The organism is Shewanella woodyi ATCC 51908, assembly GCF_000019525.1.
Lineage (GTDB): Bacteria > Pseudomonadota > Gammaproteobacteria > Enterobacterales > Shewanellaceae > Shewanella > Shewanella woodyi.
The window spans coordinates 3,899,379-3,923,492 of record NC_010506.1 but is presented as its reverse complement, the minus strand read 5'-3'; the positions used below and the strand labels follow the sequence as shown (position 1 = coordinate 3,923,492).

General features: G+C 43.5%; 20 protein-coding genes. 10 read left to right on the top strand and 10 right to left on the bottom strand.

The window, feature by feature from the left end; translation table 11 throughout:
• The first annotated feature begins 138 nt into the window (after positions 1-138).
• Entirely contained in the window at positions 139-399 is a 261-nt protein-coding gene (locus SWOO_RS16460) for a hypothetical protein (RefSeq protein WP_012325801.1), read from the top strand.
• 65 nt (positions 400-464) lie between these two features.
• Positions 465-2,492 (top strand): S9 family peptidase, encoded by a 2,028-nt coding sequence (locus SWOO_RS16455; RefSeq protein ID WP_012325800.1) that lies wholly within the window; start codon positions 465-467, stop codon positions 2,490-2,492.
• 10 nt (positions 2,493-2,502) lie between these two features.
• Here the strand turns inward: SWOO_RS16455 and SWOO_RS16450 are convergent, their stop codons facing one another.
• Positions 2,503-2,883: a MerR family DNA-binding protein gene (locus SWOO_RS16450; protein ID WP_012325799.1), complete on the bottom strand. Its 381-nt coding sequence runs from the start codon at positions 2,881-2,883 to the stop codon at positions 2,503-2,505.
• 120 nt (positions 2,884-3,003) lie between these two features.
• On the opposite strand from SWOO_RS16450, the gene SWOO_RS16445 reads away from it, so the two are divergent.
• Both SWOO_RS16445 and SWOO_RS16440 read left to right on the top strand, forming a co-directional pair.
• Positions 3,004-5,286 carry a heavy metal translocating P-type ATPase gene (locus SWOO_RS16445; protein ID WP_012325798.1) on the top strand — a complete coding sequence of 761 codons (2,283 nt, stop codon included), beginning with the start codon at positions 3,004-3,006 and terminating at the stop codon, positions 5,284-5,286.
• A gap of 219 nt (positions 5,287-5,505) precedes the next feature.
• Positions 5,506-7,101: an ABC-F family ATPase gene (locus tag SWOO_RS16440; RefSeq protein WP_012325797.1), complete on the top strand. Its 1,596-nt coding sequence runs from the start codon at positions 5,506-5,508 to the stop codon at positions 7,099-7,101.
• A gap of 83 nt (positions 7,102-7,184) precedes the next feature.
• Here SWOO_RS16440 and SWOO_RS16435 read toward each other — a convergent pair whose 3' ends face one another.
• From SWOO_RS16435 to SWOO_RS16410, 6 genes are all read right to left on the bottom strand, one after another.
• Entirely contained in the window at positions 7,185-8,393 is a 1,209-nt protein-coding gene (locus tag SWOO_RS16435) for a NupC/NupG family nucleoside CNT transporter (RefSeq protein WP_012325796.1), read from the bottom strand.
• 707 nt (positions 8,394-9,100) lie between these two features.
• Positions 9,101-10,462, bottom strand: coding sequence for a leucyl aminopeptidase family protein (locus tag SWOO_RS16430; RefSeq protein WP_012325795.1), 1,362 nt, complete (start codon positions 10,460-10,462; stop codon positions 9,101-9,103).
• Positions 10,463-10,569: 107 nt separating this feature from the next.
• Positions 10,570-10,965, bottom strand: coding sequence for a hypothetical protein (locus SWOO_RS16425; protein WP_012325794.1), 396 nt, complete (start codon positions 10,963-10,965; stop codon positions 10,570-10,572).
• A gap of 648 nt (positions 10,966-11,613) precedes the next feature.
• The gene (locus SWOO_RS16420) at positions 11,614-12,369 is read right to left on the bottom strand and encodes a ribonuclease H family protein (RefSeq protein ID WP_012325793.1); all 756 of its coding nucleotides are present in this window, start codon (positions 12,367-12,369) and stop codon (positions 11,614-11,616) included.
• A gap of 123 nt (positions 12,370-12,492) precedes the next feature.
• Complete coding sequence (locus SWOO_RS16415; RefSeq protein ID WP_012325792.1) at positions 12,493-13,941, bottom strand: sensor domain-containing diguanylate cyclase; 1,449 nt, start codon at positions 13,939-13,941, stop codon at positions 12,493-12,495.
• Positions 13,942-13,944: 3 nt separating this feature from the next.
• Positions 13,945-15,078 (bottom strand): FIST signal transduction protein, encoded by a 1,134-nt coding sequence (locus SWOO_RS16410; RefSeq protein ID WP_012325791.1) that lies wholly within the window; start codon positions 15,076-15,078, stop codon positions 13,945-13,947.
• Between the two features lie 376 nt (positions 15,079-15,454).
• Between SWOO_RS16410 and SWOO_RS16405 the strand changes: the two genes are divergently transcribed.
• The 3 genes from SWOO_RS16405 to SWOO_RS16395 are packed head-to-tail and all read left to right on the top strand — an operon-like array spanning position 15,455 to position 19,399.
• On the top strand, positions 15,455-17,626 hold the full coding sequence (locus SWOO_RS16405) for an efflux RND transporter permease subunit (protein WP_195742805.1): 2,172 nt from the start codon (positions 15,455-15,457) through the stop codon (positions 17,624-17,626).
• A complete protein-coding gene (locus SWOO_RS16400; RefSeq protein ID WP_012325789.1) occupies positions 17,619-18,359 on the top strand; it encodes a hypothetical protein in 741 nt (246 codons plus the stop codon). The genes SWOO_RS16405 and SWOO_RS16400 overlap by 8 nt, the downstream gene beginning before the upstream one ends.
• Positions 18,350-19,399 (top strand): 3-oxoacyl-ACP synthase III family protein, encoded by a 1,050-nt coding sequence (locus tag SWOO_RS16395; RefSeq protein WP_012325788.1) that lies wholly within the window; start codon positions 18,350-18,352, stop codon positions 19,397-19,399. The genes SWOO_RS16400 and SWOO_RS16395 overlap by 10 nt, the downstream gene beginning before the upstream one ends.
• An 85-nt stretch (positions 19,400-19,484) precedes the next feature.
• Here SWOO_RS16395 and SWOO_RS16390 read toward each other — a convergent pair whose 3' ends face one another.
• Positions 19,485-20,054 (bottom strand): DUF1415 domain-containing protein, encoded by a 570-nt coding sequence (locus SWOO_RS16390; RefSeq protein ID WP_012325787.1) that lies wholly within the window; start codon positions 20,052-20,054, stop codon positions 19,485-19,487.
• A 187-nt stretch (positions 20,055-20,241) separates the two neighbouring features.
• Here SWOO_RS16390 and SWOO_RS16385 point away from each other — a divergent pair, with 187 nt between their 5' ends.
• Positions 20,242-20,805, top strand: coding sequence for a DUF4136 domain-containing protein (locus tag SWOO_RS16385; RefSeq protein WP_012325786.1), 564 nt, complete (start codon positions 20,242-20,244; stop codon positions 20,803-20,805).
• A 19-nt stretch (positions 20,806-20,824) separates the two neighbouring features.
• Positions 20,825-21,253, top strand: coding sequence for a hypothetical protein (locus SWOO_RS16380; protein ID WP_012325785.1), 429 nt, complete (start codon positions 20,825-20,827; stop codon positions 21,251-21,253).
• Positions 21,254-21,281: 28 nt separating this feature from the next.
• On the opposite strand, the gene SWOO_RS16375 is transcribed toward SWOO_RS16380, so the two are convergent.
• Complete coding sequence (locus tag SWOO_RS16375; protein WP_012325784.1) at positions 21,282-22,250, bottom strand: lipase chaperone family protein; 969 nt, start codon at positions 22,248-22,250, stop codon at positions 21,282-21,284.
• Positions 22,251-22,253: 3 nt separating this feature from the next.
• Entirely contained in the window at positions 22,254-23,171 is a 918-nt protein-coding gene (locus tag SWOO_RS16370; protein ID WP_012325783.1) for a lipase family alpha/beta hydrolase, read from the bottom strand.
• A 497-nt stretch (positions 23,172-23,668) separates the two neighbouring features.
• Between SWOO_RS16370 and SWOO_RS16365 the strand changes: the two genes are divergently transcribed.
• On the top strand, positions 23,669-24,076 hold the full coding sequence (locus tag SWOO_RS16365) for a cupin domain-containing protein (RefSeq protein ID WP_012325782.1): 408 nt from the start codon (positions 23,669-23,671) through the stop codon (positions 24,074-24,076).
• Positions 24,077-24,114 lie beyond the last annotated feature (38 nt).

The window sequence follows — 24,114 nt, the reverse complement described above, 5'->3', positions numbered from 1 at the left end:
GATGTGCCTTGAAACAGCTAGATACCTTAAATTAATCAGTTAAATTGAGTTGATGTTGTGATAGCCCGTTTTCTGCTTTTGCCTTTCGTTCATATCCTCTCATAGATGGCAAAAGTGGCTTGTTAATATTAACCTTGAATGGAATTTAAGTCTGTTGTGATGGGAAAGATGGCTTGGCTAGAAAAAATCACTAAGTTTTTACTACTATCAGTTGGTGTCTCTGGGGTTGTAGTTATCTACGGCGGCTTTTTTTTCCTTCTGTTTAATGGCCATAACACATCGGTTATCCCTTGGTACGGCTTACTGTCTCCTTGGATATGTATCTTTTTTGGATTACCTCTGCATAGACAGGTGTCTGTGATCTATTGGTTTAAGCGTCAGTTCTTCAGAAAGAAATAATATCCTATTTGCATAGGTTGTCAGTGGGAGAGTGGAACGCAAGAGAAGGTGAGTAGGAGAGAGTTATGAAGTTCCCTAAGTTAATGTTTGCCCTTCTCTGCGGGCTTGCCTCTTTGTTAATAGCAGGTTGTGAGCAACCCGCTCCTAAACATGAAATCGACAAAAAAAGTGGTCGTGAGGTGGCGGTTTATGCTAGTTGGCGCTCTCCCATTACTGCTGAAGATGTCTCTACGCCCTCCGATGAGTTTGGTGAGCTGCAGAGTGTTAACGGCGGGATCTACTTTATTCAGTCTCAAGCTCACCTTGGTGGAAAGGTCGGGATCAAACGCTTAGATGGCGAACATGCTGTTTTCGATGTGGTCAGTGCTGATTTTGATGTTAGATCTAAGGTGAATGAGTATGGAGGTTCACCTTTTCTCGGTATTGGTCAGAGTCTGTTTGTCTCTAAGGCTGATGATCAACTGTTATATAGAATTGCCCCTAATCAAGCTCCTGTGCCGCTTACGGCTCCGGGGACACGCCATGCTGACTGTGTCGCTTACCCTAAAGGTTCCCGCATTATCTGTGTCAGAGAGGATCATCGTGGCAGTGGTGAGCCAAAAACAAGTCTGGTTGCGCTTAATTTAAACTTTGCCGGTGAAGGTGAGGAGATGATATCAGGCGCTGATTTTTACTCCTCTCCTCGAGTTTCTCCTGATCATACTCAGCTTGCGTGGATTGCCTGGCAACATCCTAATATGCCATGGGATAATACTGAGCTTTGGGTGGGCAATCTAGACCCTAAAGGGGGCGTCCATCAGCCTAAACGACTTATTACAGAGATGGAGGGGGCGATCACTCAGCCTCTGTATAGCCCCGATGGGCAACTCTATTTTGTTGCCGACTTTAATAATTGGTGGAACCTATACCGAGTTGGGGCAAACGGTAAAGTTGAGCATGTACTGGATCTCGACGCTGAGTTTGCGGTGCCAGACTGGAAGCTTGGAAATCATAATTATGCCTTTGAGACGTCCAATACAATTATTGCCAGTTATCAGCGTAATGGTGAAGTGTCACTGATCCGGATCTATCTAGATACAGGGAATAAGGAGTCCATCGCAGTTGATTTTGGTGAGATATCTCAATTAGTTTCAGGGGAGGATGGGATCTACTTTGTCGGTGATAAGATAACGCCGGAGAAAGGGATATATAAAGTAAATGGCCGTGGGATCGAGCTTATTTATGCACCTAATTTACCCGCATTTAACCCTAATTTTATCTCAAGGGCCGAGAGTATCAGTTTTGATTCTGGCAATGGAGAGCTTGTTTATGGTTACTTTTATGGACCTAAAAATCCTGCTTTTACAGCGCCAAATGATACTCGTCCCCCTCTATTAGTCATGCTGCATAGTGGCCCAACTTCCAAGGCCAGCTTGGCATTTCGCCGTGATATTCAATATTGGACTAGCCGCGGATTTGCGGTGATGGATCTTAACTATCGTGGCAGTTCGGGTTTTGGCCGCGACTATCGTCGAAGTATTTATGGTCGCTGGGGACAAGCTGATGTGGAGGATGCGGTTAGGGCTGCTGGCTACTTAGTAAATAAAGGCTGGGTGGATGGTACTAAGCTTGCCATTAGGGGAAACAGCGCTGGAGGACTAACAGTATTATCCGCTTTGGCATTTTATAATACCTTTAAAGCTGGGGTGAGCTACTCTGGCATCAGTGATATTGAGGTACTAAAGCAAGATCTGCATAAATTTGAATCTCATTATGTTACGCAGCTGATTGGTAAAGACAGCGAGTCAAAAAGGCGCTCGCCAATGAATAACTTGTCTGGTTTAACTGAGCCTCTTTTGTTAATTCAAGGGGGGAAAAATCCAATTGTATCGGATAAGCAGTCGAAACTCATTTATACCGCACTTAAAAACAGTGGTGTCCCCACTGCCTACCTATTTTTCGATGGAGAGGATTATACCCTCAGAGATCCTAAAAATAGGGCTGCTGCGATGGAAGCTGAGCTCTCTTTCTATGGTAGTGTGTTCGGGTTTACTCCAGCAGATGATATCCCTAAGCTAACACTGAAAAATGCAGAGCATTTGAGAAAGGATTAAATAGCGTTAGTTAACTTAACCCTTTTAAAATGGCACAGTCAGGTTGTTGTCCTCCGTGACAGCTTTTGACTAAATTAGTGAGTTGCGCCTCTAATGTTTGAAGCTTGATGATCCTGCCGCTTACCTGCTTCAAATGTGCCTTAGCTAAAGATTTTACATCTTCCGCATCTCTTAAGTTGTTCTGTTTTAACTGTAATAGGGAGCGGCAATCTTCAAGTGAGAACCCCAATTCCCGGCAATGGTTGATAAACTTTAATGAATCAAGCTGGGGTTGTTCATATTCTCGGTAACCATTTTCACCGCGCAGCGCGGTAACAAGTCCGATATCGTGGTAGTAGCGAATACTCTTAACTGATAAACCTGTTAGTTTTGATACTTCACCAATTTTCATTGCCATCTCTCCATCAATATTTAGCTTAAAAGTGTATTGACCCTCCCATAAGGGGAGACATTAAGCTTGCTTTACAACGTATACCAACTCAACAAATTTTGAAAATTTGGAGTCAACGATATGAACAGCATAACCTTATATGTTCCCACGATGAATTGCGCTAGTTGTGTCGCCAAAATTGAGCGAGCTTTTAGCGCATTAGAGCAAAAAAAATCTGCTATCAATGCCAGAGTGAACTTGGCCGATAAACAGGTCATTGTAGAGGGAGAAATTTGTGCTCAATTGGCAATAGAGACGATTGCCAGTGTCGGTTATGCCAGTGAGCAGATACAGGATGTAAAACGTGCTGCGCAAGTTAAAGCGAAAGAGGAGGCGTGTGAGTATCGCACCCGCATTATCCAATCTTTACTGGGCTTAGGTCTGGGGATCCCTATGATGATTTGGGGATTGTTAGGTGGGGAGATGATGGTCAATAGTCCTGCTCAGCAGTTTGGCTGGGGTGTGATGGGAGTTATCACTTTACTGCTCTTAGTCACGACTGGCGGACATTTCTATAAAGGGATGTGGCGTTCACTTAAGGTCGGCAGTGCCAACATGGATACCTTGATTGTGCTGGGAACCAGCTCAGCTTGGCTTTATTCCATGGTGGTAGTGCTGCTACCCGATGCATTTCCTCCCTCGGCTCGTCACGTTTACTTTGAGGCGAGTGTGATGATTTTGGGCCTAATTAATTTGGGTCATGCCTTAGAGTTAAGCGCAAAGGGAAAGACCAGTGAAGCGGTGCAGAGGTTGGTCGGCTTACAGTCGACCACAGCAACGAAAATAACTGACACAGGCGATATCGAAGTTGAGATTGCTGAGATTAAACTGGGTGATAGGTTAAGGCTTAAGCCTGGAGGACGTGTTGCCCTAGATGGTGAAGTGATTGAGGGGAGTTCAACAATCAATGAGTCAATGTTGACCGGAGAGCCGTTGCCTGTGAATAAGGTGACTGGCGATCTGCTTAGCGCCGGCACAGTTAATGGCAATGGCACGATTATTTACCAAGTGACTGCTGGCCTGGGTGATACACGACTGTCCAAAATCATTGATCTTGTTCAGCAGGCTCAAACATCTAAACTGCCAATCGGGCGTTTAACCGATAAAATATCAGCCTACTTTGTGCCAGCGGTGGTGCTTATCGCGATGATTGCATCAAGTATCTGGTATCTGTCTGGTCCAGCGCCCCAGTTATCTCATGCTTTAATTGTGCTAACCAGTGTGCTTATTATCGCTTGTCCCTGCGCATTAGGACTCGCGACACCTATGTCGATTATGGTGTCTGTTGGTCGAGCAGCTCAGATGGGAGTGCTGATTAAAAATGGCGAGGCACTTCAATTAGCCAGTAAAGTGACCTGTGTTGTTTTGGATAAAACTGGCACTATTACACAGGGTAAACCGAGTGTGACAGATGTGATGATTATCTCAAAGAGTGGAGCCACTTCTGAAGTTGATGATAAGGATCTAGCTTTGCAGCAACTCTTTACCCGAGTGGCCAGTTTAGAGCGTTACTCCGAGCATCCATTAGCCAGTGCGGTACTTGAAGAGGCCAAGGTAAGAGAGTTGGTACTGTTTGAGCCAGAATCCTTTACCAATGTTCAAGGAAAAGGGATCTTGGGTGTGGTAGATGGCTGTTCATTGGCGGTGGGAAACCGCAGCTTAATGCAGAACGAAGGAGTATCAGGCTTAGATAGATTTGATGCTGAGATTAGTCAATTTTCAGCGCAAGCTAAGACCCCTGTCTATATTGCCGAAAACGGTCAGTTAAGCATGATAATTGCAGTCACAGATCCCATCAAAGCTGATGCGAAGGCTGCGATGACAGCATTACTTCAATCGGGGAAGCGAGTCGTGCTATTAAGTGGCGATAATATCCGCACAGCAAAAGCGGTCGCGACTCAGGTTGGGATTAAAGAGGTGATTGCCGAGGTTTTACCTGAACAGAAACAGGCACATATCATTGCGTTGCAGGCTGAAGGAGAGGTGGTGGCCATGGTGGGAGATGGGATTAATGATGCCCCCGCTTTGGTGAGTGCCGATGTGGGTATAGCCATGGGAGATGGCACTCAAGTGGCCATTGAAAGCGCCGATCTTACCTTCCTATCGGGCCGTTTATCTGTACTGGCAGACACTTTTTCTCTTGCACGAGTGAGTATGCGAAATATTAAGCAGAATCTATTTGGTGCGTTTATCTACAATAGTTTAGGGATCCCTATCGCAGCTGGCGTACTCTTTCCTTTTACGGGATTGTTACTCAGCCCTGTGATAGCGGGAGGAGCGATGGCGCTATCTTCGTTAACTGTGGTGACCAATGCTAATCGTTTAAGGTATGTAAAGTTAAACTCAAGCACGCCTGAAGTTTAAGCGTTAACTTATGTGGTTTTCGATTTTTGCTTTGCAGTTTAAGAGGTCTGGGTTAGTTGATAATTTAGGCCTCTTCCTCTATAATTTCGCGCTTAATTTTGCCCACTTTCACGTAGGCGGCTCATATAAGTGTTATAGGTATTATCTATGATGGCGCTTAACTGGAAATGAGCATTAAATACTGCCGCGTATCGCATAACTAAATTCGGAATTTTATACTTGATTACTACAGCTAATATCACCATGCAGTTTGGCTCTAAGCCACTGTTTGAAAACATCTCAGTCAAATTTGGCGGCGGTAACCGTTACGGTCTTATCGGTGCAAACGGCTGTGGTAAGTCAACCTTTATGAAGATCCTTGCCGGCGATCTTGAGCCTACAGCGGGTAACGTTTCTCTGGATGTGAATGAACGTCTGGGTAAACTGAGTCAGAACCAGTTTGGTTATGAAGAGTTTAACGTTGTAGACACAGTGATCATGGGTCATGCAGAGCTTTGGGAAGTCAAAAAGGAACGTGACCGTATCTACTCTCTGCCAGAGATGACAGAGGAAGATGGGATTAAAGTTGCTGAGCTTGAGATGGAGTTTGCTGAGATGGACGGTTATACCGCCGAGTCTCGTGCAGGTGAACTACTGATGGGGGTTGGCATCGGCGTTGAAGAGCATTTCGGTCTAATGAGTGAAATCGCACCTGGCTTTAAGCTACGCGTTCTTCTTGCTCAGGCACTGTTCTCAGATCCTGATGTACTGCTTCTCGATGAGCCTACCAACAACTTGGACATCGATACTATTCGTTGGTTACAGGAGATGCTGAACCAGCGTAACAGCACCATGATCATCATCTCTCACGATAGATATTTCTTGAACTCAGTATGTACGCATATGGCCGACTTGGATTATGGTGAACTTCGCCTATTCCCTGGTAACTACGATGAGTACATGATGGCTGCGCAGCAAGCGCGTGAACGTTTGATGTCTGATAATGCTAAGAAGAAGGCGCAGATCGCTGAACTTCAAGGCTTCGTTGCCCGTTTCTCTGCTAACGCTTCGAAAGCTAAGCAAGCAACATCACGTGCAAAACTTATCGATAAGATTAAGCTTGATGAAGTTAAAGCATCTAGCCGTGTGAACCCTTTCATCCGTTTCGAGCAAGAGAAGAAGCTGTTCCGTAACGCGTTAGTGGTTGAAGATTTGACTAAAGGCTTCGATGAAGGCCCACTGTTCAAAGATATGAACATCATTGCTGAAGTGGGTGAGCGTATCGCGGTTTTAGGTGAGAACGGTGTGGGTAAGACAACTCTACTGCGCACGTTAGTTCATGATATCCCTCAAGACAGTGGTACGATTCAGTGGTCTGAAAATTCATCCATTGGTTACTACGCACAGGATCATGAGTCTGATTTTGCTAACGACATGACACTGTTTGAGTGGATGAGCCAGTGGCGTAAGCCTGAAGACGATGACCAGTCAGTACGTGGTTACTTAGGCCGTATGCTGTTTGGCTCAGACGACATCAAGAAGTCAGTAAAAGTCCTGTCTGGTGGTGAGAAAGGTCGCATGTTGTTTGGTAAGCTGATTATGCAGAAGCCAAACATCTTGCTACTCGATGAGCCAACCAACCACATGGATATGGAGTCTATTGAGTCTTTGAACAACGCGCTAGAGATGTATGAAGGTACCTTGATGTTTGTTAGTCATGACCGCGCATTCGTATCATCATTGGCCAACCGTATTATTGAGATCACTAAAGACGGTGTTAATGATTTCAAAGGCACATATGATGAGTTTCTTGCCAGTAAAGGTGTTGAAGCTTAATCAGCGTTTTGATTAGTCACTAATACCAATCAGTATAAAAAGGCGAGCTTAATGCTCGCCTTTTTGTTTTCTGTTATATGTGATTAGAGTGAGACAAATATCCCAGCAAGTACAGCGCTCATGAGGTTTGCTAAGGTCGCAGCCAATACCGCTTTAAAGCCAAGGCTTGCAACATCACTGCGACGCTCAGGAGCCATGACTCCTATGCTGCCTAGTTGAATCGCGATAGAACCTATATTGGCAAAACCACACAGGGCAAAAGTGATGATCACTTGTGAATGAGCCGATAGTTGCTCCTTGACCGAAGTGAAGTCCATAAATGCCACAAATTCATTGAGAATAAGCTTCTGGCCGATAAAACCACCTGCTTGCATCATCTCGTTTGCAGGTATGCCTATTAGAAAAGCCACTGGTGCGAAGATATAACCTAGCAGGCTTTGCATGGTGACACCTTCAAAATTAAACCAAGTGCCAACTTGTTCAAGCCCCGCATTAAACATGGCGATGACACTGATAAAGGCGAGTAGCATAGTGCCGATAGCAACGGCGACGCGCATACCATTCATGGCTCCCGATGCCAGAGCATCGACGGCGTTACCGTGCTCACTTTTACTCATATCTATCTCTTGCTGACACTCTTGCAGACTGGTTTCTGGAACTAAAAGCTTGGCCATCATTAGGCTACCTGGAGCCGCCATAAAACTAGCTGCAATTAGATATTTAAGTTCGACCCCTAAACCAGCATATCCACCTAATACGCTGCCAGCTACAGACGCCATTCCCCCTGTCATCACAGCGAAAAGCTCTGAACGAGTCATCTTAGGTAGAAAGGGTTTAACAAGTAGTGGTGATTCACCTTGGCTTAGGAAGATGTTACCTGTGGTGACTAGAGACTCTGCTCGACTAATGCCAAGCAGTTTTTGGAGTGCACCACCGATGATCTTAATGACCCACTGCATAATCCCAAAATAGTAGAGCATTGAGATTAGGGCGCTAATAAAGATAACCAGAGGCAGTACTCGGATAGCAAATACAAAACTGTTGCTGGCAAGATCGCCAAAGAGGAATTTAATCCCTTCATCGGCAAAGCCCAGTACAGAAGCGACACCTTGGCTTACAGAGCCTAGTATCTGTTGTCCCATCGGAACGTAGAGAACAAGTGCGGCTAAACCTGCTTGTAAGATAAAAGCACCGATGATGGTGCGCCATTTGATGGCGTGACGGTTTTCAGAGAATATCCAACCACAAAGAATAAGGAATGAGATCCCGGCCAAGCTAATCAACAACTGCATTATATTTCCCAAATTAAGTTATACCAATTAGTATAAGAATTTGATCTACTCAGAGTTTTTTTTGCAAACTAATTCAAGGCGAATGGATGACAGAATGGTTATTCCCTTGTGAGTTCATTCAACGCAGAAGTAGGCAGCCAAAAACACTCCTTTTAGGCGAGTTTTTGCGATGCTGATGCTGTGTTAACGAGCTTAACCGTAGAACAACTATGCTCTTCACTCGTTGCCTTGCCTCAGCACCGCTAAATTCTCGCTGAGCGATCAAATCTTTATAATAATTGGTATTAAAAGTGCAAGTTGTAGGTGTTCTTAAACTGCATTATGGGATTAGGAAGGTGCTTTGAATAAAGCGACATTTGACGTCGGCTAAGTTAGTGAGCTTAGTCGAGCGATTTGAGTTGTCCGGCCATTAATACAGGGGTGGAACCCCTAAAACTTAGTGTTGCCGGTCCAGCTCCGTGGGTCGATCACTTCTCCTTGTAACAGCCAGCATAGAACCTGAGGTTAGAGCCGGAAAAGGATTATACGAAAAATAGATCAGATTAAAAGGAATTAATCTAACTTTACTACGGTTTGTGTGTTTATCGAACTAAAAATGTGATGAATTACAAAATAAATGGCGGGTAAATAATATTTTGGTGTTTGTTTACTACATATTGAAGGCGGAGTAAGGTTAAATATGCCTTACTCCAGTAATCATTGAGGGATCATTTCTTGAAGCGAGTTTCTAGGTAATCGAATACTGCGCGAATACCGAAGGCTTCACCGCCGACAGGACGACCTGGCAGTTTACGGTTATTCCAAGCCATGACGTCGAAATGTGCCCAGCTTATCTCCTTCTCAACAAAGGCTTCTAGATAAAGCGCCGCTGTAATGGCTCCTCCAAAAGGGGTTTTGCCACAGTTTGCTAGATCGGCAATATCGCTGCCTGTGAGCTCCATATAAGGTTTGTGTAGTGGCATGCGCCAGATTGGGTCTTCAACCTTGAGCCCTGAGACTGTCATCTCGGCAGCCAAGGTATCATCGTTACTGAAAAAGCCAGGCAGTTCGGTGCCCAATGCGATCCGCATAGCACCTGTTAAGGTGGCAAAATCGATAACTAAATCAGGATTGTCATTGTTAGCTTCTGCAAGGGCGTCACACAGTACTAAACGGCCTTCGGCATCAGTGTTATCAATCTCAACGGTGATCCCTTTACGGGTAGTGATAACATCGCCTGGACGGAAGGCATTAGCTGATACGGCGTTCTCAACGGCAGGTACAAGTACACGTAAACGGATCGGCAAGTTACTGGCCATGATCTGATGTGCTAGACCTATCACATGGGCTGCACCTCCCATATCTTTCTTCATTAAGCGCATACCAGCGCCAGGCTTTAGATCGAGTCCACCAGAGTCGAAACAGACTCCTTTACCGACTAGAGTCACTTGCGGCGCGGACTCATCACCCCATGTAAGATCGATAAGACGCGGTAGGTTCTCACTTGCGCGGCCAACCATATGGATAGTGGGGTAGTTCTGTTTAAGAAGATCATCACCGACTATCTGGCTTACTTTAGCCCCAAACTCAGTGGCCAAGGCTTCCATGGTGTCACCTAAGTGCTGCGGCATCATATCGGCTGCTGGTGTATTGACGAGATCTCTGACGATAGAAACTGAGCGAACTAATTTCTGTGCTTGCTCAACTATCTGTTGATTATTAATCACAAGTGTTGGGTAAGTTTTTTCATTTTTCTTGTAACGGTCAAACTTATAAGCACCTAGACCCCAGCTGAATGCAGCCACTTTCAGTTGCTCTTCACTTGCTTTTAGCTGGTATTGGCCAGCGGGAAGTTGATTGACTAGATCGCCACATACCCAGTAGGACTCGGGTTCGCTGCTGACAAAAATCACCTGCGAGAGTTCACCATTAGCATCGGGAATAAGGCTCATCCCTTTACCGCTAAATTGTGTTGTAGATAACCAGTTTTTGGTTTGCTGAGTTTGCTCTGTTAACCAGGCGTCGAAAGAATCTGTATGGAGAATAGAGAGTGGGGTACCTGAAGCACCTGAAATCAATAAATTGGTCATGTGAGGCTGGTTCTCGCTGCTAATTATCGTTATTTGAGAGGGAATACACTAGGGTAACAAGGATTGAATCTAGGTGAAAGTGTGGGGGCTTGTTGACTGACTCTGGACTACTGACTTTTGTCATCATTGGCCGCTTTTCGTTGTCTCATCTTTTCACCCATATTATTAAAGGAGCTGGGTAGCACATCTACACCAACTACTTTGCCCAATTTGACAACAAGGGGGATTGTGATTGGCGCAAAAGGCAACACGGCAAACATTCCTAACCCTAACCCTTTTAAAAGATCGCCAAACTGCTTATTCGCTTCACGTAGCTCTTCACTGCTTGCCTGTTTTCTAGTGTAGCGTTTATAGGTGACCAACATCTCTTTGGTCTCCTGCTTCTCTTGAGATAGGGCTTCCTTAAGAATAAGCAGATCACGTTTTAAACGCAGCCAAAAACGTCGCTTACTGATGCGAAAAACACGAATGGGCGCTTTATGGACGTGTGCATATACTTTCATGGCGCGGATTGTCTCATAGGCTGTTTCATAGGTATATACCCAAACAACTTCAAGATGCAGGATTCAGCATGTCGAGAAGTGACAGAGTTCAAGGTCGTTAATTGCTCCTGCATTATCGACATTCCCGCCATCCATGGCGGTCTTCAAGAAATAGTAGGACTAGTTATTCTCGGCTCTGGCATCCTCGGTAACAGCTCCTGCGTTACTCTACCTCCTGAATCCATTCAGTCGTGCTTCGCCCTACCTTCTGCATCTGACTTCCATGGAAAGGAAGAAATGTCTTATTTTGTATGGAACAAAATAGACCATGCAGTCGTAATTCAATCATTTCATAACACAGAAAAATGTTGCTTTTCGCCTTGCCCTTCGGGAGTTCCCGTAGAATCGCTGCACTACGTTAGTGATATCAGCAAGGGAATAACCATTACCCTCAATCACTGCCTTGTTCAGCTATCCTACGGGAGCTCTGAAACGAGCATCTTGAGGTAGCTTGGGTATAGCATAGATTCGGCTATTGCCACCATTATTAAGCTGTTGTTCAATTAAATTTAGAAGAGAATGTGAGGAAATGAAGGAAATAATGCTAATCAGGATAAAGCACTAAAGATTGTTTAGTGCTTGAGGGAACATTGTTTATATTGATTGGGACTAACCTGCTCTTAGGCTCAATATTGCCGATAGTTCGATGGGCTCTGGGTAGCGGCAAAATTTACTATCTTGTTGATCTATCGCGTAGATTGACATTCTGTCAGCCAATTCATTGCCCTCTATGCCTATGTGAGCGGCCACATGAGAGATTTTAAGTTGATCTTTTATCTCATCATACAGAGCGTGTGCGGCTTGAATGATGTCCAGATTTTTTATGTCACCAGCGACTTTTCGTTTCCAGCCTTTCTGTTTCCAGCCGTATGCCCAGTTGGTGATGCAGTTTATTGAGTATTGGGAATCACTGCGAATGTGCACGGTTTTATTCTCAATGAGTGCCTGTTTTGCCATCAGTAGCGCCTGGTGTAGGGCATTTAACTCGGCGGAGTTATTGGTGCCAAAGCTGTTATACAGCCCATACCATAGCTCAGCCAATACCCCTTCACGATACACGGCAACGCCGGAGCCGGCTTTTCCTGGATTAGGCTCACAACCGCCGTCGGTGAAGATTTCGACGTTATATTGAGTATCATCTGCAGGGTTAGATAGGGAGGCTGGAGTCTGAGCTGAACTTGTGCTTTTTTTGCTGTAAGAGACCTGAGTCGAGCCTTTAGCATAAGCCGTTTCAGCTTCGGTTTTACTCTTATATGATTTGTATTTGGCTTTAGGGTATTTGTCGACCTGCTTTTTAGCTTCATCCCAGCTGGTATAGATACCAGGGGTTCTTCCCACCCAAACCACATAATATTTACTTGCCATGTTATCTCTTACCCGCTGCACTTACATAGATTATCCATAGTTACCTAATGATATCGATTAGACAAACAGTTTGTGAGTAAAGTGAATCAACTGGTTAATCAGTGGGCTGGATTGCTTATTGATTTAACGGCAGAGCTTACTGTTAGCATGGTAAATTTTATGATCGACAACTTGGTTACGGCCATTATCTTTGGCGTAATAGAGATAGGTATCGGCTTGGTTGATCTGCTTTTCAAGCTGGTGGCCTCCACTTGATGTCGCTAAGCCAATGCTTGCAGTGAGTTTGATGTCATGTCCTTGGGTTTTGACCACCATATTTTCAATGCATAGGCGTATTCTGTTGGCGACCTCTCTGGCTTTTTTATTATCTGAATTTGGTAGTGCAACCACAAACTCTTCACCGCCATAACGTCCCAAGATATCTGATTCACGTATGCAGGTGTTGATGGCTTTTACTGTCTCGATTAATACATCGTCACCAGCAGCGTGACCAAATTTATCATTGATACTTTTAAAAAAATCTAAGTCAATTAAGAGTATTGTGAACTCTTGCTCTTGACGCTCGGTAGATGACATGGATTTTTGAGACAGCTCATTGAAGCAGCGTCGGTTGTATGCGCCAGTTAAGGGATCTGTTGATGCGAGAATTCTAAGTTGAGTCTCTAGACGCTTGCGTTCTGTAATATCGGTAATGGCCGTAATCACCAGTTTTTTCTTTTCAAAAATCAGAGTACTAAAAGCCATTTCAACCTTTATTGTCTCATTACTGGGCAGGGTCATGGTGAGATCCATGCGTGAGTCTAATATTGTGTCGTCGTAGCTGATATGTTTTTGTATCTCACTGAGGTATTCCAATCGGTATTTTTTAGCGATAAAAGTTAATGGGTTTCTTCCTAATAATTCATCAGTAGTGAGGGAGAGCTTTTGGCAGATAAATTCATTCACCATGACTAACTTTTTACTTTCATCTGTGATTAAAATCCCCGTTGGTGCAGCATTTATAAGACCTTGAAGCTGCTTTTGGGTCCGCTTAATCTGGTCCATTCTTTCAGTTTGCATCTCAATTAGTTTACGTCTTAACGAGATATCTCTAATAACTAAAAGCCATCGTTGTTTACTGACAGAGGTGAGTTTTGCTTCTACATGATAGGTAAAACTGTCACAGCTAAGCTCGAGTTCTCCGCTCTTGCTACCGATCTGTTTATAGTCGATGAGAAAGTGCTGTAGAGGGATTGAGTTTTTGAAAAAGTGGAGGCTGGAGATTGAGGAATGCTCATCCTCTTTACTTACCAGAGGCGGATTAAATTCGCCTACGCGTATATCGCGGATAACCCCCTCTTGATCTAACCACATACTCATGTCTGGTAGAGCATCAAGTATGCCACTTAAGGTGTCGTTACGCTGTTTTAACTCTTCACAGCTTAAATCTAAGGAGCGCTCTGTGATGCTAAGCTCCTCACTCATGGAGAAGTAGGCTTGATCGATGAGTTTTACAAATTGCTCGAACTCAATGTTATCAGGTGCTCCCTTTGGATAGGCTTTTTTAAGTTGTCGTTTAAGCATCCTATGCATAGATTAAATTTCCGCGAAGGCAGTAATAGTCATCGTTTGATTGTGGAGTTCAGCTAGGCAACCTCTATCATAGGGGGCTATTTCTCCGTAAGAATAAAATCCGCAAAGTAGTGCTTGTTCACCTAACTCTTCACTAATGACCTCTATCTCATCCTCCACAAGCTGCTTTAATACCAACTTTCTGCCCACACAACTGATCAATATGGCAACTTGCGGACTGCTTGAGATGTTATGACGACATATCTTTCCAGCCTCTAATGAACCTTGGATTAAAGATTCGACATTAGAGCGCATCAGCTGCGCGGTTGCTCCTGTGGGGATATTGCCTGCAAATGTGAGGGTGCCGGTCTCCTCATCGACAGCGAGCAGGGTTCTAACCACCTTGGTTATCTTATTGGGCTCACTGATCTCCAGTGGAAATCTTAAGCCGCTTGCTGGCAACTGCTCTGCGAGCTCTCCGAGATAACTTTTGTAAATAGAGAGTGCATTTTCATCGTCGAGCTCTACTAGCATGTTGTTTTCAGCTTGTGTCACTCGCCGCTCAATGCCAAATGAGCACCAGCCCCCTCGAGTGCCACAGCTGACCTCAAGTTGCTCACCATAGAAACCGATAGCGATAACCGCTGATGAGGTGACCTCGTCATTAAAAAGCAGATGAGTTTTGACAAAATTATGTCTATCCCCTGCTAAGCCACCAGATACTTGTATATCTAACCCGAGTATATCTGTCATCCCCTCTATGAGGTGACTGGCATTGAAGCCGAGACCGTCACTTAAAACTAATACATGGCAGAGATTATCGGTCTCATTCAGTTGATTTGCTAGATTTACGCCGAGCTCTTTTGAGTTGATATCTGGTTTATCAACTCCCCTTATCATGGTGATATTGGTTTTTTCAAAAGCAATAATCGTGGCGATAAGGCTGTCATCATTAACTTGCCTTCCCTGGATCTCTCCCGCCGTGGAGCAACCTGTGATACAGGCATTTGGAGATAAACTTTTCATCTTTGCGATGGCATCAGGTTGGAGGTGTATCTCTCCAAAAATAAGAATAAGTGTCTGCTTGCTATCGAGATCTTCTATCTTATCGCTTTGAGCCCAGTGATTATCATGCCATTGAGTTTGAAAAGTTTTCATGGTTAGCCCATTAAGTAAATACTCTCCATTAAAATTAGTGTTAAAAACGGGTTTATTCAAGCTAGGCCAGATAAACACTTCAGAGGATTTTTGGTGAAGGAGATAAATTATCAATCTGATTATCAATGAATTTTTATTCTAGTAGCGCTCAAAAGTAGGCTTAAATATAGATAGAGGTCGTAAAATAGGAGATGGGGTTTAAATTTTACTCGCTCTAACGTGGCGATTTTCATCTCTTCGTTATGCTTAAGGTACTTGCTGTAGATGCTATTGCCGTTTGACGTTGAATTTGTACCAATTTGAATATTAATTGAGGTTAGGGAGGTCTAATACTCTTTATATCAATCTAATTTTTAATTTAGGGAGAGGAGTTCGCTTGCTGGCTTCAATTTTAATGGCGCGAAAAACTGAGTATGTGAGCGTGGTATGTTGGACCGCCTTATGTTTACTCGCCTCAATAGGGGTCAGCAGGTTAGCTTTAGATGCTGACTATAGCGCTTATTTTGCAAAAGACGATCCTCTTTACACTGAATTTAAAGATTTTCAGCATGAGTTCTCAAGACAGGATGAACTGATTTTGTTGTTAGAGGCTGAACCTGAAAATACGTTTCCTTTAAAAGATGACTCGATTTCTCGATTTAAGGCTGGATTGAGTGAGCTAGCAGCCGTTAAGAGGGTAGATGGGTACAATCCAAATGAGTTTGAGTCAGCGATGTCATTGGCCCTCTCTCATAAAGCGAAATCAGTTAATATCGGTTTCATTTCACCTGATGCCAAAGCAATTATTCTCTCTGTGTCGTTTAACGTCGAAGCGATAAAAGGGACCAAGGCACTCTTAGAGAGTGTTTCATCTGTTAATCGATATATCGAACAATTTGATACTCATTTCACTCCGCTATTTCAAGTTTATTATTCCGGAGCATTAGCCCTAAATTGGCAATATGCTTCTGTGCTAAAACACGATTTATCGTGGTTTATTCCCGGCTTAGCAATCATGTTTAGTGTGATTTTGCTACTTGTTGTGAGGGAAAAGATGTGGCTCTTAGGGATTGCCACTTCATCTATGATAACGATATTTCTGACATTAGGTGTAGCTGGGTGGGGAGGATTCATCTTAGCGGCAATTAGCGGATTTATACCTGTGGTCATAGTGAGTTTATGTGTGGCATATGCTGTTCACCTCTATTTTGGTTGGCGTAATGCATTAGATGAAGGAGCCGATGAGCAGCAGGCGCTGCAGCAATCATTAAGTACCAATATTAAGCCACTATTTTGGGGAGCTTTAACTACTGCAATGGGCTTCTTTCTACTGGTATTTAGTCCATCTCCACCTATCCAAGATTTTGGTAAGTTGGTTGCTTTTGCTGTGATGGTTAACTTTTTAGTGAATCTAACCATACTCCTTCCCATAGCAAAAAGAGCTAAACCCATGGTCTGTTCACAAAAAGTGAGCAGAGGATTTTTCGCACGTCTTCAGGTCATCAGTTGGCATTATAAAACTCTTTTTTTAGGCTCGGGATTACTGCTCTCTTTACTGGCTATTTATAGTGTTTCATCGCTTAAGTTTGACGATGATGCAATGAACTATTTTCCCGGTTCTAACCTATTTAGTCAGTCAAAATTAAAGATGGAACAGCACTTTAATGGCGTGAACCAGCTCTATTATGTGGTTGCGAGTGAAGAGAGAGAAGCTCACAAAGCCTTTGATGGTGTTGGAATTGCCCAGCAAGATTATGTGAGCCGGGTTAACCAATTTAGCCGATTTTTAAGAAAGCAGGAGGAGGTGCTGCAGGTACATTCCATTGTCGATTGGATCAGGCTTTATGGCCTTGGAGCTAATCGTTTAAGTCAGGTACTCAGCGCGCCTAAGCAACTCAATGCTCAAGCGAGGCGATTGATTAATGCTGAGGCCAGCGCCTCTGTGGTGACAGTGGATTTGATCCCCATGACAGCAGCTGAGCTTATCTCATTTGAGGAAAAGGTAGCTGAATGGAAGCTTCAAAATGACAGTGAAATATCGATCGGGCAGGGGTTAAGTCAAAGTATGATTTTTGCCCACCTTAGTCTGTCTAATGCTAAAACTATGCTCTACTCCTTTGGTTGTGCTCTGCTTTTTCTACTTTTTATTGTGACTTTGCTTAAAAGCTCCTTCAAATTAGGTGGGCTAGCTCTTGCGATGAACTTACTGCCACTTATTTGGGTTTTCGGACTATGGCAGTGGTTGGGAGGTGGTTTGAGTTTGGGTAGTGCTGTGGTGATGGGAATGATGCTGGGTATTATTATTGATGACTCACTTCACCTACTGCTAAAGGTAGATGAGAGAGACTGTGGCAAAGGTCTCTCTAAAACATTAACTTCAGTTATGCCTGCGGTGGCGTTTACTAGCCTATTACTGTTTTTTGGTTTTGCATTGGGATTGAGTTCGGACTTTTTCCCTATTGTTGAACTGAGCTTTCTCTCCATGCTTATTGTGGCTTTTGCTTTCTTGTTTGATCTGATCATGCTGCCAATGTTGATGACCCTTATCGCTGGGAGGGATCATGATTGAACTTATGCCTCACCGATGCTTTCCATCGCCAGTTAATCCAAGTGTAAAGGAGCTAGATGAGTGTGATTTAGCTAACAGCAAACGCATAAAGCAGTGGATGGGTAATCGATACAATAGTGCCAATTACTACACAGAGGTGGAACGAAACGCATTAGCTCACCTATTGCCGTTATTACTCTGTGGCGAGCAGTCAGCTCAACTTGTATTTAATAATGAAATAAACAGGTTATGTCACTCTGAGGTTGAGGATATTCAGACTAGGATTAAGATTTTGAAAGAGGTTGAAGCTGAAGAGTTTATCCATGATAGCGCCTTGCAGTTAGTGCAATCTGAACTGCCACTTGTAGCCGGTATTAACGATATTCAGCGACAGGCTAAGCGCTTTTATCTTAAGTTGGGAAGAGTAGATACTTACTGTGAGCATTTTATTCGTATCGCTATTCTTGATACCTGTGTGACTCAAATTATGCATGAATTTGAACATAGTAAACTCGGTCCTGGTCACCCCTTTGCTAGGCTTTGCGGCTTGATAAAAAAAGATGAAGCTAAGCATGTGTACGTGGCAAAGCATCATGCTGAAGAGCTTGGAGCAACAAAAGCGATGTTTATTGGTGAGCATAAAATGGTAGTAAACCGGCTTTATGAGCTTCTTACTGGTCAAGAGGTTCACTTTACTCAGTTAGGTGTTCATCTGGATAAGTTATTTGAGCGTTTGGAGGACAGATGGGCGTAAAATTTGCAAAAAATGGATTAACTCTGTTGTCATCAGCCTATGTTTTACCCAATGAGGTGGTCTCAAATCAGGAACTACTTGAGGCCTTAGGTCAGCTTTGTGGTCCATTGGCTAAGCGTAAAGCTAAAAGCATTGCCAAACGGTTAGGTGTTGAGAGTCGTCATTTGGTTCGGGATCTGACAAGCGCTAAAAGCCAGCCCTCGCCAAATAGCATTGCCCTTGGAGTGGATGTGCTAAACCAAGCGCTAGTGCAAGCTGGCCTTGATGTTAATGAGTTAGAGTATCTTCTTAGCCATACGTGTACTCCCCATACACAAGTGCCTCCCAATGCGGCTTGGCTTGCTGATGAACTTCGCTTTCAGGGGCCATACTTAGAGTTAAGACAAGCCTGTACTGGGTTTGCTAATGCATTGCAGATAGCTTCGACATTTTGTACTACTGATGAGGCGCCTGTTGCGATAGTAGGCACAGAAACAGGCTCGGTTTACTTTGAGATTGCTAAGGCATTTTTGACCACAGAGCAGTTAGTCAACTATGTCCAGATGGGAGATGGTGCTGGTGCGGTGATATTGGGCCCTGCAAAGAAGGGGGAGGGGCAGTTAACCGATATCTACTTTGGCCAGATTGGAGAAGGCAAAGCGCCAGGTTTCTACCTTGATTCAGGTTCAATGGATGTAGGCAAAGGTGAGATGACTCGTTTTCATCATAATACAGAAGCTGTACGCGCTAATGGCAGTCAGTTGTTTGAACTGGGTTTGCAAGCCGTTTTGTCACGAGGCTACCAGCTAGATGATTTTCGTTATATTTTACCTCATCAAGCCAATGGTTATATTGATCTCATGTTGGCCGAGGCGTTGGGAATTGAGCCTGAACGTATTATCAATGATGCTAAAGGCTTAGGTAATTTAGGCTCTGCTGCCATCTGGGTTAGCTTTGCCAAACTGGTTAACAGTGGAAAACTTAGAAGAGGGGATAAGGTATTGATACTGGGCGCTGAGGCAACTAAATACCTCTATGGGGGTTTTGTTTATCATCATTAATACTGCCCGTAAAGAACACTACCCGTAAAGGTTATTGGAACGGGCCGTGTATTTAACTTAGTCTGTTTTTAATTAATTTAGTCTGTTAGTGAGATGTTTTTCCCATACAACCAGCTAAAACTTTCTCAAAAAAATCACTGCCTTTCTTCTGTGCAAAAGCGATGTTCCGCTCAGGGATTGACTCTGGATCATTGTAGTTTGCTAACGCGAGTTCCATACTGACCTCTCGAATAATGTGTAAAGTCGGGTAGGGAGAGCGATTGGTATAGTTAGATGGTTCATCCATCGGCTCACCCTCAAAGCAGTAGTCAGGGTGGAAGCTAGCTAGTTGATATACACCTTCATAATCTTGATCTATTAATAGGTCGTTGGCGATATCGACCAGGTCTAAATAGGGGTAAAACCCTTCAAATCCGCGGGGAATGATAAAGAGTGTGGTCTCGGTCTCAGGATGTTCATCCAAATACTGGCACTCTTTAATTAAGGCTTCGAGGACATTGTGCATCTTGGATTCATCGATAACGGCATAGCGAATACTGCGGCGTTCAACTTCACGTCGTGCAAAGGGGCAGATGTTGTACTTCATTATCATACGCTCGACCCAATTTTGAGTGTGTGTTGCGATCAATTGAAGTTCTGTGTCTTGCTGTGTCATGCCTACTCACCTATCTCGATATATTGATAAGGTTGATTCTCAACCTCGGGGCGATCATAGGTGGGATAGGGGGAACAAGCAAGCCTGCTTTATACCAATCAGTATTACAGGGCGAATGATTATTCAGTCAGCTTAGGTTAATCTTATTTCAACTAGTATGGTCCTAATAACAAAATGGAATTTTATTATGATAAGACAAATTTGCTGCTTACTGCTGCTTTCCACATTAACTGCATGCACCGCTTCTGAGGCTGTTAAGCCAAGCCCTCAACGTACAACTATGGTGGCCACTGGCGATCTTGGCTTTTTATCTACTCAAACTCGACATTTTGCCTGGCATCCGACATTAGCCAAAGTGGTGGCCGACGAAAGAGTGGAAAGCGATCAGGTTATCGGCAATATGCAGCAAGCTTTAAAGAAAGCGTTGGAAGCTAAAGGGTATCAACTCGTTTCACGTCAGCAATCACCTGATTTGTTGGTGGGGTTTGGTCTGACATTGAGCTCAGACATGAGTGATAGCGAGATACTACAGAAAACGGGGTTAGTGCCCGGATTATCCACTTTTGGTGTGGATATGAATAAATATGAGAAGGGATCTGTGTTAGTGGCTTTGTTTGAACCTCAATCTCCAGAGCCTGTTTGGAGAGCATTAGGGCAAGGTTTTACCGATTTTGAGAGAGATGGTGCTAAGCGTCAACAGGGGTTTAATGAGTTTATTTCTGTGATGCTGACGGCGATACCAGCAATTTAGTAAAAAAAGGAGAGGGAGTTTGAAAAACACGATATTAGGTATATGCGCAGTTCTATTGATGGCGTTTTCGTTTCAAGGAGTGGCATCTACAGAGTGGATAAAGATTGCTGACAAGACAGTTAATTACAAAACTGAAACCGATACCGTGACGCCGAGAGGTAGTGAGAAAAATGTGACTCACATTAAGCTTAAGTGCACTCAAGGAACAGTTAATCTGCATAAAGTTGTCATTAACATGAGTGACGGGACGAGTAAAACGCTAGATAACCTCGGAGTGTTAACTAAAGGATTATCGAGCCGCAGTATCTCTATTCCGAAAGGTGATCTGAAAATAAAGTCTATCGATTTGACCTATGACAGTGTCGGTAGTCAAACATTAGCTATTGCGGGAGTTTCCAAGAAAGGCAAATTGGATCTGCTGGGGAAAAAACCTGCTAGTAAGCAATAAGCCCTTTGGCTAGCCTAATTTGGTTAGGCTAGCCTGCATTTAACAGTTCAGGGTTATTGATATATACCTTAAGCCGCTTTATTTCATTTGGAGTGAAATGTTGACCTTGGTAGTGACTTAGTGCCTCTTCAACCTCCTGTTGATCGGTGAATTCACCTCTACTTTTAATTTCAAAGGATTGAAACTCTTTAACTTTTAATTTCCAAGCCTGTTCATCCGCTTTTAATTGCTCAATTCTCTCCATCACTTGCGGTGTAAACTCATTGAGTTGGTTACTATTGCCATCTAAATTATCGACGATATTAAAAACCTGCAGAGTAGGCTCATACACCTCTCTCTCCTCCTCATCCATCTGGCTTATTTGATGGGTGATTAGCATCTGCTTCTGCTGAGTGGAAAGTGAACTGTCCTGTAAGATAGCCATTCTCTCTATTGCTTGATTGTCGTAGCGATTTTCATGAGAAAAAAAGGCTTCTATTTCAACTTGGGTAAAATAATCAAATTGGCTTTGATGGGCGCGCTCTATAAAGTTCATTGTGTCATCAATATTGAGTTCACTGAGCATGTTAGGGCCCGTTTGTTTTATCTCAACTAAGGCGATTTTATAATCGCGATAGCGACTAAAAAGATCCAGTAGATATATATGAGCCTCAGGAGTTAAATCCAGTTGGGTAGAGAGCTTGTTTAATAGGATCGTTATGGTTTGACCTGTCTCTTGATGAGTGAGAATTAACTCATCAAATTTCCATCTGAGCTCTTCGTTTAACTCAAGCTCTGATTGCCCTATATTTCGGGAGGCGACTTTATCCTCTTTAACGGGCTCAGGTTGTATCTTGAACTCTTCTATTTTGACGTCGGTATTGGTGACCGTTGATGAGTAATGTTGCACATTAAAATAGATTAGCCCCCCCACGACTAAGGCAAGAATTAAGCTTAAAAGCATAATACTTTTTGCCGAAAGGGGGCTGTTAGCACTTTGTTTTACTTGCTGAGGCATAGATTAAAATCCGTTGCTAGCAAGACGGTTAACATGTGCTTTATATAGGGTTTTAGGGTTTGTTTCGAACCAGCTGACTAAGCCAAACATCTGATTAATTTCATCAAGGTGGTTCATATTATAGTTATCGCGGATCACTTGACCTAAATGTGAGCTACATCTTGAGACTAGACCGTCGTTAGCTTCATTAAATACCCAGCTGGTGACACTTAAGGCTGCATCACTAGCATCCCAAAAGTTGGTGCTCTGGCTCGTGCCTGACCAAGAGTAATAATTAACACCGTTGCTGGCTCTGGCTGAACCATAACCACAGTAGTTGCTAGGGACACCTTCAGGATATCTCTGGTTAAACCTAATTGAACCTTGTGTGGTGAGGGACTCCGTAGAAGCTAAGGTGTCGGCCGGAAAGCTACCGCCACCAGATACGCCTGTGACGATTTGAGAAAGAGTATTAAATGCAACATTGACTGACCATTCTACCCAAGAGTTAACTGGAATTGCGCCTCGAAGGAAATCTGCAAAGCTGCTGCCCCAATTTACTCCACCCACAGAGGTCACTGATGCGACCATCTCAGGACTTACACTAGCAACATAACGTGCAGTTGGACCACCATGGCTATGACCAATTAAGTTCACTTTCTGCGCGCCAGTGTAGGCCAGTACAGATTGTACATAGAGTCTAAGCTGTTCTCCTCTGACTTCAGATGAGTTAATTGGCGATACTCTGGCAACAAAGACCTGTGAGCCTTGGTTTCTAAGGGCTCTGGGAATACCGTAAAAATAATCAATTCCAAGTGCGTCATCGAAGCCCATAAATCCATGGACAAGTACGACGGGATATTTTGTTGATGCTGCGTGGGATTGTGCCGGGTAAAATAAGCAAAGAAAAAGGAGTGTTGTAACAGTTAGCCATGTTTTCATAGGGTTCCCCAGAGTTGTTGTAGTGTGTCTTGTTGGTGGTTATCTCATCTGTTGACTTGTATCAATCTTGTATAAAAAATAACCGTGTAACATTATTGTTAACTGATTAAACTGTAGGCCGCAATAGTTATTTTCTTTACAAAGCCAGTCATAATGCGTATTTCAGCATTTTTTCAAACAAGCGTTTATAGAAAAGGTAAATGATATCTACCACTTTGCTCTGTGTTTAAGACACCAGAGGTAGGATCAGTGGATTGAGAGATGCAGCTAAAATAATTTTATTTTTATGCTATTTAATGGGGATTTAACTGTGTACTTAGCTATTTTTAGCTATAACTCTACACCTTAATTGCTAGGTTAGTGCTTTATTTTGCCTGTATTAACCTGTGTGGATGAAGTGACTATTGGTGGTCGAGATTACTGTTCTTGTTAGCCATGACTCGCTCTGTGGTTGTTGTACACTGTCTCCTTAATTTTAATAGTAAGGATACTTTTTAATGCTCAAACCGCTATATTCATTGCTCTTGATGGGGGCATTCTCCGCTACTGCTGCTACCTCTAAAGATCTGATCAAGTCTACAGAGACTTGGGATGGACAAACATTACCGCAATATTCACTAGTTCAACCTGAGGTGACGATTAAAGAGATAGTGATTGCGCCAGGTGAGCAGCTGCCTTGGCATCAGCATCCTGCGATAAATGCCGGCATACTGCTTAGTGGTGAGTTAATTGTGTATACACGCGATGGTAAGGAGAAAAACCTGAAAGCTGGCGAGCCGCTTATTGAGCTGTTCAATACCTCTCATTACGGGAAAAATATCAGCAGTGAGCCAGCTAAAATTGTGGTGTTTTATCTGGCGGAAAAAGATGCTGCAGTCACAGTACTGGATAAAGAGGCTGAATAATTATTTCTTGAACAGAAAAGGGGCAAATGCCCCTATTT